Source organism: Lentisphaera araneosa HTCC2155 (genome assembly GCF_000170755.1).
GTDB lineage: Bacteria > Verrucomicrobiota > Lentisphaeria > Lentisphaerales > Lentisphaeraceae > Lentisphaera > Lentisphaera araneosa.
Genome location: NZ_ABCK01000056.1, coordinates 1 through 8,450 on the forward strand (window position 1 = coordinate 1; position 8,450 = coordinate 8,450).

Consider the following 8,450-nt stretch of genomic DNA (forward strand, 5'->3'; position numbering starts at 1 on the left):
AGCACCCAAGAAGAGGCTTTGCCAAAAGAGTGTTTTGTGATTAGGACCATAAATCCGTCTACCAATGTGAGGGACCACGAGGCCCACAAAACCAATGGGGCCACAGAGAGAGACGAGGCCTGCACACATCAGGGAAACAGCTAGGAAAATGAGGCGTTGGCATTTGCGGATTTGCACTCCACGAGTTGCAGCTAGTTGCTCACAACTAAAGAGTAAATCGAGTTCACTTCGCAATGAGTAGATGATGAACATGGCAGGTAGGACCAAAGGAGCAATGTAGAGCAGGGGCTTGTAGCCAACGATTTGCATTCCACCCATCATCCAATAAACGAGACTTGTGATGTCATCGGGGTTGGCCATGTATTGAATAAAAAGAATGAGGCTATTGAATACAAAGGAAATAGCGACGCCCGCAAGCAAAAGGTCTCCGATGGGAGCTCGCGGACGTAGGCGGTGAAAAATCAAAATAAAGGCGATGGCAATTAGGCAACCCAGAAAAGCAGCTAAGGAATAGAAAACAGAGCTATTCTCATTGATGATTTGGATTTCAAGCATGGTAATAACTGCGACACCCAAAGCAGCACCGCCAGATACTCCTAAGGTAAAGGGGCTAGCAAGCTCATTGCGAAAGAGAGCTTGAAAAGCCATGCCGCCGATGGCGAGTCCGGCGCCACACACCCAACAAAGCAGGATGCGAGGAACGCGAAATTGCCAAAAGATTAAGTGTTGTTGATGCTCAGGATCAAATATGTTAGCTAATTCAATTTCACTAAAGCCATACAAGGGGCACAGAATAAGTGCCAGTAGGCTAAGGAAAAGTGGTAGCTTACTTTTCATCAGATGCTTGTTGCAAAATCTGGCTAAAGTCTTTCATGCTAGCCGAGATCTTGGGTCCTGGAATCATGATGTGAGAATTCCCAATAAAAAATATTTTTTTCTTGCGAACAGCGCTAAGAGTCGGTATTTGTTGCCAGGCTTTAAGTTCTTGCTCTTGTTCTTTTTTACTGAGTTCACGGGGAGTTAAAATGATGATCAAATCTGGATTGGCTAAAATAAGTTCTTCTGCTGGGATTTGATAAAAACTTTTTTCGTTTTTAATTGCGGAAGGAGAATTGAGGCCGGCAAGTATTTCCCCATAAAAACTTTTATTGCCAGCTACCCAAGGAGCAATTTTGCCAGGAGTCGTGCTTAATCGTGAAATAAAGATGAGAGATTTTTTGGGAGTGTTTTTGTGAAGTTTTGCGAGTTCCGCAAAAGTTTGTTTTGTTTGGTCGAGGAGTTTTTGTGCGTCTTTGCGAACTCCACATAATTCTCCAATCTTAAGATAAGATTGATAGATCTTATCTAGGGAGTCGTTGCGGATGCTTAAGGTTTTGATTCCCAATTTTTTTAGGTTGTCGATAGTTCTTTTATCACTATGGAGGGTGATGACGAGGTCGGGGTTTAAAACAACTAAACCTTCAAGCGGAGGGTTCATGCTGCCGACGACAGTGATTTTTTTGCCTGAAGGAGAAGGGGGGCAGTAGTTGGTGATGCCGACCAATTTATCTTCAAGACCTAGTGTATAAAGAGTATCCGTGATGGAAGGAGCTAAGGAAATGATGCGCTGAATAGCTACATGTTCTTTGCCAAAGCTTCTTATGCTTAGTAAGAGAAGGAGTAGTATAAGTTTATTCAGCGACATCATTTTATTTCTACCTTAGAATTCGTGAGTGATTACAAAGCCAGTCACAAAGTTACGCTCTGGCGCAGTATATTCACCGTAAGTTGCGGTGAATTCGTTATATTCTTCATCAAACAGGTTGTTAACTCCACCATAAACAGAGAGCCAGTTCCACGTGTAAGTAACTCGAGCATCCACTGTAATGAAGCTGTCCTGTTTGTCGGAATTATTAGCATAATCCGATTCAGCATACTGATCATCATTCCAGTGAGCATTCATGTTGAGATTCCAACTTTCAATGAAGTCCCAAGAGAAACCAAAGTTGGCAAACTGCTCAGCAACACCAGGAACTGTATTGCCGTCATTGGCATCATTGCTAGGACTATCTTCACCAAGTTCTGCATCCATGTAGGTGTAGTTTACATAAAGTGATAAAGCCTCAGTTGCCTGAAAGTCGAGAGCAAGTTCTGCTCCAGTACGAGTAGTTTCTCCATAGGAGTAGTTCTCTCCAAAGCCCACAGTCGAATCATAGAAGATTTCGTTCTGGGTGTCGATATAGAAGAGCGTTAAAGCACCTAGCCACTGGTCATTAAAGCGGTGTTGAACACCACTTTGCCAAGTTTTAGTAATTTGCGGATCGAGTTCTTCGTTTGGTGGCGTGGGCCAAACCCAGGCACCACCTAACTCGTCAACTCGTTGAGTTCTAAATGAGCGGTCGTAGGAGATGAAAACTTTACTCTCATCAGCATATTTATACGTGAGGCCTGCACTAAATGCATCGAGGTTATTGGTGTCGTAATCTTCGCCATTATTAAGATTCATACGTACGGATTCTCTTCTATAACCTAAATCCAAAAAGAGTGTGTCGTCTAAAAAGGCGCTGGTGTTATAGATGTAGCCACCAGTGGAACGTCGGCTTTTGTCGGGGCCATAATCTTCCATTTTACTGTAACGGTGATCCATACCGACAACAAAAGTATTGTTTACGCCATTCCATCTATCTCTTATAGTGAGCTTAGGTGATAGACTAATATCTTCAGATGTATAAGTGTCGGGAGAGGGACCCCAGGCAGCAGGATAGGTATAATCGAATTCTGCTTCACGGTAATTCATTTGTAATTCAAGGTCGACTTTGTCTGTAATCCAGTACTTGGGCGTAATGCTGATGTATTCTTCGGTTAAATCTCCGTAGTATCCATCATAAGAAGCACTATCGCGTTTGCCGTTTCGAGCTCCTGGTATATCAAAGTGTGACTTACTTTTACCACCAGAAATAGAAAGTTCTAAGTTTTCGAATTCAGTTGAAAGTACACTGAAACCTAATGTCTTAGTTCTATAGCCACTATTGTCATGATAGCCGTCGCTTTCAGTAAAGCTTGAATCAAAGGCGTAATATAGGTCTTCTGCAAAACCCTCAAGGCTAGCGCCGAGTCGGTAGTACTCATAAGACCCAACTTCTGCACTTAATGTTAGGGTGTTGGAATTTTGACTTTCTTTTCTTGTAATGATGTTAATGACGCCACCAGTTGCATTGTCACCATAGAGAACCGAACGTCCACCGCGATAAATTTCGACTCTCTCAACGCGGTTTAAGGGGATGGTGTCGAGGTTCATACCGCTGAGGTCAGGCATGTTAATTTTTCTGCCATCCACTAGAACGAGTGTATTAGCTGATGCAACTTCTCCAAATCCACGAACATCAATGCGATAAGAGCTGGGGGTGTTGAGCTTTTTCTTAACGTCAACACCAGCCTCGTACTTAACGAGTTCGGCCACGTTGCGCGCGTTGCTTCGAGCAATTTTTTCGGGGCCAATGATCGTGACATTAGCCGCCAAAGTCTCTGGAGCTCTTTCACTTCGGCTGGCTGTAATGAAGTGAGTTTCACTAGGAAGAGTTTCATTCTTTGGAGGAGACTCTGCTTGAACTTTTTCACTTTGCGTGAGATTTTCAGCGGGAGTTTGTGTTGGCTTTGTATCCTGAGTTGATTGAGGTTTTTCTTGTGCGATGATTGCACCACTAAGGAATAAACTAATAAAATAGTGTTTATAATTCATTGTATTTCTTATGTATTCTGAAAAATCGTACATGAATAACCAAACTTAAAAAGAGCTTAAGCTCGGCAGAACATTCGTGTGTACTTATTTTCTATTGAGCTTAACCAGTTTCATGTCTCATTTCGCGAAGACAATCAGGCTGAGGTGTTCTGACTTACCTAAATGGCATACAGTGGCGCGTCCGTTCCCGAATCTCACGGGATTCCCCTGTTCATTTAAGCAGGAAAAGCTCAGGATGAGCGCATAGTAGCTTAGCAAATGCTTTAGTCAAGTGATCTTAATTTTAGATGAGATATTTCTGGCCTTCGTCATCAGTGAGGACTTTAAACTGCTTATCAAAGACTTGTGAAAGAAAACGGCCATCTTTAAGACTTTGTGGATTATCATCAAAAATGAGTTCGCCATTTTTTAGAATTAAAATCCTATCAGCATACATAAGTGCTCTATTAATGTCATGGGTTACCCATAAGTAGGTCAGCTTGTGTGACTCTCTCGTTTGTTGAATTAATTGACATATTGAGTCGTGGTGTGCTGGATCTAGACCTGCCGTGACTTCATCTAGTAGAATCAAAGGGCTGGCTTGATAGAGTGCGGAAGCAAATAAAGTTCGTTGCATTTCACCTCCACTTAGGGTAGAAAGAGTCTGATTTTGAATAGTATTTAATTCGCATATACTAAGGAGATCATCCAAGGGAGGGAAAGTTTGGCCTTCTTGATGAGAATAAGAAGCCTGTAAAATAAAGTCTCTCACAGTAAAACTTGGAAGGGAGGACGCCTTTTGAGGAACATAAGCGATTTCACAAGCTCGTTGATTTTCATTCATTTTACTGATGTTTTTATTATCAATGGTGATCGTACCTTTTTCAACTTTGCTAAGGCCGCAAATTTGCTTAAGTAAAGTTGTCTTGCCAGCGCCATTGGGGCCGAGGACACAAGTGATGGTGTTTGGCTCTAAACTAAAATTGATGTCTTTTAGTATGGTTTTACCCTCTATTGAGTAAGAAAGGTTTGTCGTGTTTAGCATACTTAATTCAGTTTGTTTAGTAAATTGAGTAATTTCATTTCATTAGGGTAATCTTGTAAAGCTCGTTCTATTCTTGAATGAGCCATATCGGGGCTTTCATTAAATATATAGAGCTCAATTAATTGAATGTTGTTTTTAAGATTATTTTCTAAAATAATGAGTTTCTCAGCTAAAACTATGGCCTGGTCAAATTTTTTCTCATGAGTTAATTCTTTTATATATACATTAATATAAGGAATGATCTCCTTGCTGGCACCTAAACGGTTACGTAATTGACGTTGCAGTACTTTTTGTTTTTCACTGTACAAACTACTTGAATCCGCTTGTACTAAAGCTGCTTCTTGATCTAGTTGGGCTATTTTAAGTTTGCTATTGATCTGGAAAATAAACACAATGATTGAAAGAATGAGAAGTGAAACGACAAGTCCAAGACGTTGATGTCGAATAAAAAGTAATTTAAGTAAACGTATCTGACTAGCACCCTCGGCGTCCGTGGCATAACCATTAATCCAGTTTTCTAAGTCGTGCTTCAGGTGACTCGCTTTTTGGTAGCGCTTTTCAGGATTGACTTCCATGGCCTTTTGGATAACAGCTTCAAGAGAACTGGGAACAATAAAATCTTTACTTTTATTCAGGGATTTTACTCGTTTTGAGGGCGGAATGATATTTCCCTTGATTTTATTTTGGAAAATTTCTTTGAGTTTATTATTAGGATGTGGAGCCTGGAGAGTGAGTAAAGCATAGAGAATACCGCCAAGGGCATAGATGTCAGCACGTGGATCAATTTCATAATCTTGGCAGGTCTGTTCTGGAGCCATGTAGATGGGGCTGCCAAGAATTTGTCCGTGAAAAGTAGAGGAGACATTAACCTCGCTATAAGCACTTAAGGTACGTATAAAAGAGTCATCGAGCTCAGTAGGGAGTTTACTTCGCATGAGTTCTTTGGTTTCCATCAGATTACAAACTTTGGAAATACCCCAATCCATAACGAAGACCTCACCGTATTGACCAATCATGATATTGTCTGGCTTTAAATCTCGGTGAACGACATTTTTAGAGGCAGCGAAAGCAATGGCATCACATATCTTTATATATATTTCGATGAGTCTTAAGAGAGGAAATTTTTTGACATACTTGGGATTGCCCTCTCTCTGTTCCTGAATAATTTTCTCCAGAGTTTCCCCTTTAATCATTTTCATGACGTAAAAGGGTTGCCCATTAGGTGCACGGCTGAATTCGTAAATGGGAACGATGGCAGGGTGATCTAATTGTGAGGTAATTTGAGCTTCTTCAATAAAGCGACGAACCAACTCATCTTCTTTATTATTATCTTCAATCATCATCTTTAGAGCGACTGAGCGTTGGCAGTTAGTATCGATGGCGTGAAAAACGTAAGCCATACCGCCCTTAGCAAGCATTTTGACGATTTTATATTTATAGTCTGATTCGATGAGGCTCTTAGCGTCTACTAATGCTTCCTCATTCGATTTTTCTGTTTGATTAAAATCTTCTTGCATTTGATCCCATTTCTTATACAACCCAGTTTGTCTTTCAAATTATCGTATATTTATAGGACTAAGTCAATGCTACTAACTTACTATCGAATATATTTTCTATTATTAAATAGATTAGTTTTGTCTCTTTTAGGTATGAACTTAACCATTTTGCAGTTTTTAACTGTTTTTATTCACAGTGGGGATTTTATGACATTTTATGAAATTTATTGGCACTAAGGTTACAAAATTGTAAAAAACTCATAATTGATTTAGAGTCTTATATTTTTTTTAGCCTACTTATGTTTTTTATTTTTATTTATAAATCATTCAATTTGAAGTGTTTATATAAAAAATAATCAAAAAACGTAATTTTTGTAAATATTATTACATATTTACGACTTGTTTGATTTTTAAAACTTTTTATGTAGTTTGAAGTGCCTAAACAAAGGACTGCTTAGTCAGAAAAATAAACAAACTAGGAGTTTAACTATGAATAAACTAATTATTGCCCTCTTGTGTCTTATGACTCTAGGGGTTTTCACCGCTCAAGCTGGTACAGAGCTAGCGGTAAGTGGTGAAGGTGCCACGCTCGAGAGTTTCAAGGAAGGTGTAAAAGCCTCTTGGGATGAACTCGAAACAAAAGAAGAAACTTCAGCTTCAGTTGAAGGAAGTAAGACTGTCGTCGATGATGGTATCAGTGAAACTTACACAGGTGTGGTCACTTACACGATCTCAGCTGAAGGTGAAGGAAGCTTGAGCTTTGCTTCGGATGATAAATTCTGGACATCCAACGTCTTTATGATGATGGCAGCTGTACTTGTTTTTATCATGCACTTAGGCTTCTGTTGTTTAGAAGTTGGTTTTTCACGTGCGAAAAACTCTTGCAACATTATCTTTAAGAACTTCACAATTGTCGCTATCGCAACTCTTGTTTATGGATTGATGGGTTTTAATATCATGTATCCAGGTGAGTTCAGTATTGGTTCTTTCTTCGGTTTTGCTGGTTTTGGTTTAGAAGCTGCTGAAGGTGGATCTGCCATGACTTATGCTGGTGGTTACACTTATTGGACGGACTTCCTCTTCCAAGCCATGTTTGCTGCGGCAACCGCTTCAATTGTATCTGGTGCTGTTTGTGAACGTATTAAAATTAACTCTTTCCTTATTTTCTGCACAGTTTTCGCAGGTATTATCTACCCAATTATCGGTTCTTGGGGCTGGGGCGGTGGTTTCCTCTCTGACTGGGGATTTGTTGACCTTGCTGGTTCTGGTTTAGTTCACGCTACTGGTGGTGCTGGTGCTCTAGCAGGTGCAATCGTACTCGGTCCACGTATCGGTAAATATGTTAATGGTAAAACTTTCGCTATCATGGGTCATAATATGCCTATCGCAGCTATCGGTGCTTTCCTCCTCTGGTTTGGATGGTTTGGTTTTAACGGTGGTTCACAGTTAGACGCAGATCCATTAGCAGCTTCTGGTATCATGGTTATGACTCTTCTCGCTTCTACAGCAGGTGTTGTATCGGCAATGATTCTCTCTTGGATCCTTTCAGGTAAGCCTGACCTCTCAATGGTTCTCAATGGTGCTTTAGCTGGTCTTGTAGGTATTACTGCAGGTGCGGCAAACGTAGGTCCCATGTCAGCAGTTATTATCGGTGCAATCGCAGGTATCCTCGTAGTTCTCGCAGTGCTTTTACTCGATAAGCTCAAAATTGACGATCCCGTTGGTGCTATCCCAGTTCACTTAGTTTGTGGCGCATGGGGTGTTATTGCGACAGGTATCTTCAGTGATGACGCAGACACAATGGTTCAAATCAAATCAATAATTTGCATCGTGGCATTCGCATTCGTTTGTGCTTTTATTCTCTTCACAATTATCAAAGTGACTATTGGTCTCCGCGTATCTGAAGAAGAAGAACTCGAAGGTCTTGACCTCGGCGAACACGGTATGGAAGCTTATAGTGGTTTCCAAATCTTCACCAACCAGTAATTTCAGGAGTCTATACAATGAAATTAATCGTAGCATATATTCAGCCTCAGAAGCTCAATGCAGTTAAACAGGCTCTTTATTTAAAAGAAATTTCTCGCATGTCTATTACCAATGCACTTGGTGCTGGACAACAAGGTGGTTATACTGAAAATTACCGTGGTGTTGAGATTGAAGTAAATTTACGCAAGAAAGTAAGAATAGAAATTGCTATAAATGATTCCTTTGT

The 8,450-nt window shown here is 40.4% G+C and carries 7 protein-coding genes and 1 riboswitch; of the genes, 2 read left to right on the forward strand and 5 right to left on the reverse strand.

The annotated features are described in order from the left end of the window. The 5 genes from LNTAR_RS24330 to LNTAR_RS24350 form a co-directional block, all read right to left on the reverse strand. On the reverse strand, nucleotides 1-837 hold an 837-nt coding region (locus LNTAR_RS24330), incomplete at its 3' end, for a FecCD family ABC transporter permease (protein WP_007281442.1). Beyond that, nucleotides 827-1,687 carry an ABC transporter substrate-binding protein gene (locus LNTAR_RS26360; protein ID WP_007281443.1) on the reverse strand — a complete coding sequence of 287 codons (861 nt, stop codon included), beginning with the start codon at nucleotides 1,685-1,687 and terminating at the stop codon, nucleotides 827-829. The genes LNTAR_RS26360 and LNTAR_RS24330, both read right to left, overlap by 11 nt. 12 nt (nucleotides 1,688-1,699) lie before the next feature. After that, nucleotides 1,700-3,718: a TonB-dependent receptor gene (locus LNTAR_RS24340; protein ID WP_007281444.1), complete on the reverse strand. Its 2,019-nt coding sequence runs from the start codon at nucleotides 3,716-3,718 to the stop codon at nucleotides 1,700-1,702. A gap of 124 nt (nucleotides 3,719-3,842) precedes the next feature. Then, nucleotides 3,843-3,968, reverse strand: a riboswitch (cobalamin riboswitch). A 33-nt stretch (nucleotides 3,969-4,001) separates the two neighbouring features. Continuing rightward, nucleotides 4,002-4,742 (reverse strand): ABC transporter ATP-binding protein, encoded by a 741-nt coding sequence (locus LNTAR_RS24345; RefSeq protein ID WP_007281445.1) that lies wholly within the window; start codon nucleotides 4,740-4,742, stop codon nucleotides 4,002-4,004. A 2-nt stretch (nucleotides 4,743-4,744) separates the two neighbouring features. Next, complete coding sequence (locus LNTAR_RS24350; RefSeq protein WP_007281446.1) at nucleotides 4,745-6,259, reverse strand: serine/threonine-protein kinase; 1,515 nt, start codon at nucleotides 6,257-6,259, stop codon at nucleotides 4,745-4,747. Between the two features lie 468 nt (nucleotides 6,260-6,727). Between LNTAR_RS24350 and LNTAR_RS24355 the strand changes: the two genes are divergently transcribed. Together LNTAR_RS24355 and LNTAR_RS24360 are read left to right on the forward strand one after the other, a co-directional pair. Further along, nucleotides 6,728-8,224 (forward strand): ammonium transporter, encoded by a 1,497-nt coding sequence (locus LNTAR_RS24355; RefSeq protein WP_007281447.1) that lies wholly within the window; start codon nucleotides 6,728-6,730, stop codon nucleotides 8,222-8,224. Nucleotides 8,225-8,241: 17 nt separating this feature from the next. Next, nucleotides 8,242-8,450, forward strand: a 209-nt coding sequence (locus LNTAR_RS24360; protein WP_007281448.1) for a P-II family nitrogen regulator, incomplete at its 3' end; no start/stop codon positions are given.

What these genes read in the sequence shown, in the direction of transcription:
- LNTAR_RS26360 (WP_007281443.1), bottom strand. Translation starts at nt 1,687, where the DNA reads ATGATGTCGCTGAATAAACTTATACTACTCCTTCTCTTACTAAGCATA.
- LNTAR_RS24340 (WP_007281444.1), bottom strand. Translation starts at nt 3,718, where the DNA reads ATGAATTATAAACACTATTTTATTAGTTTATTCCTTAGTGGTGCAATC.
- LNTAR_RS24345 (WP_007281445.1), bottom strand. Translation starts at nt 4,742, where the DNA reads ATGCTAAACACGACAAACCTTTCTTACTCAATAGAGGGTAAAACCATA.
- LNTAR_RS24350 (WP_007281446.1), bottom strand. Translation starts at nt 6,259, where the DNA reads ATGCAAGAAGATTTTAATCAAACAGAAAAATCGAATGAGGAAGCATTA.
- LNTAR_RS24355 (WP_007281447.1), top strand. Translation starts at nt 6,728, where the DNA reads ATGAATAAACTAATTATTGCCCTCTTGTGTCTTATGACTCTAGGGGTT.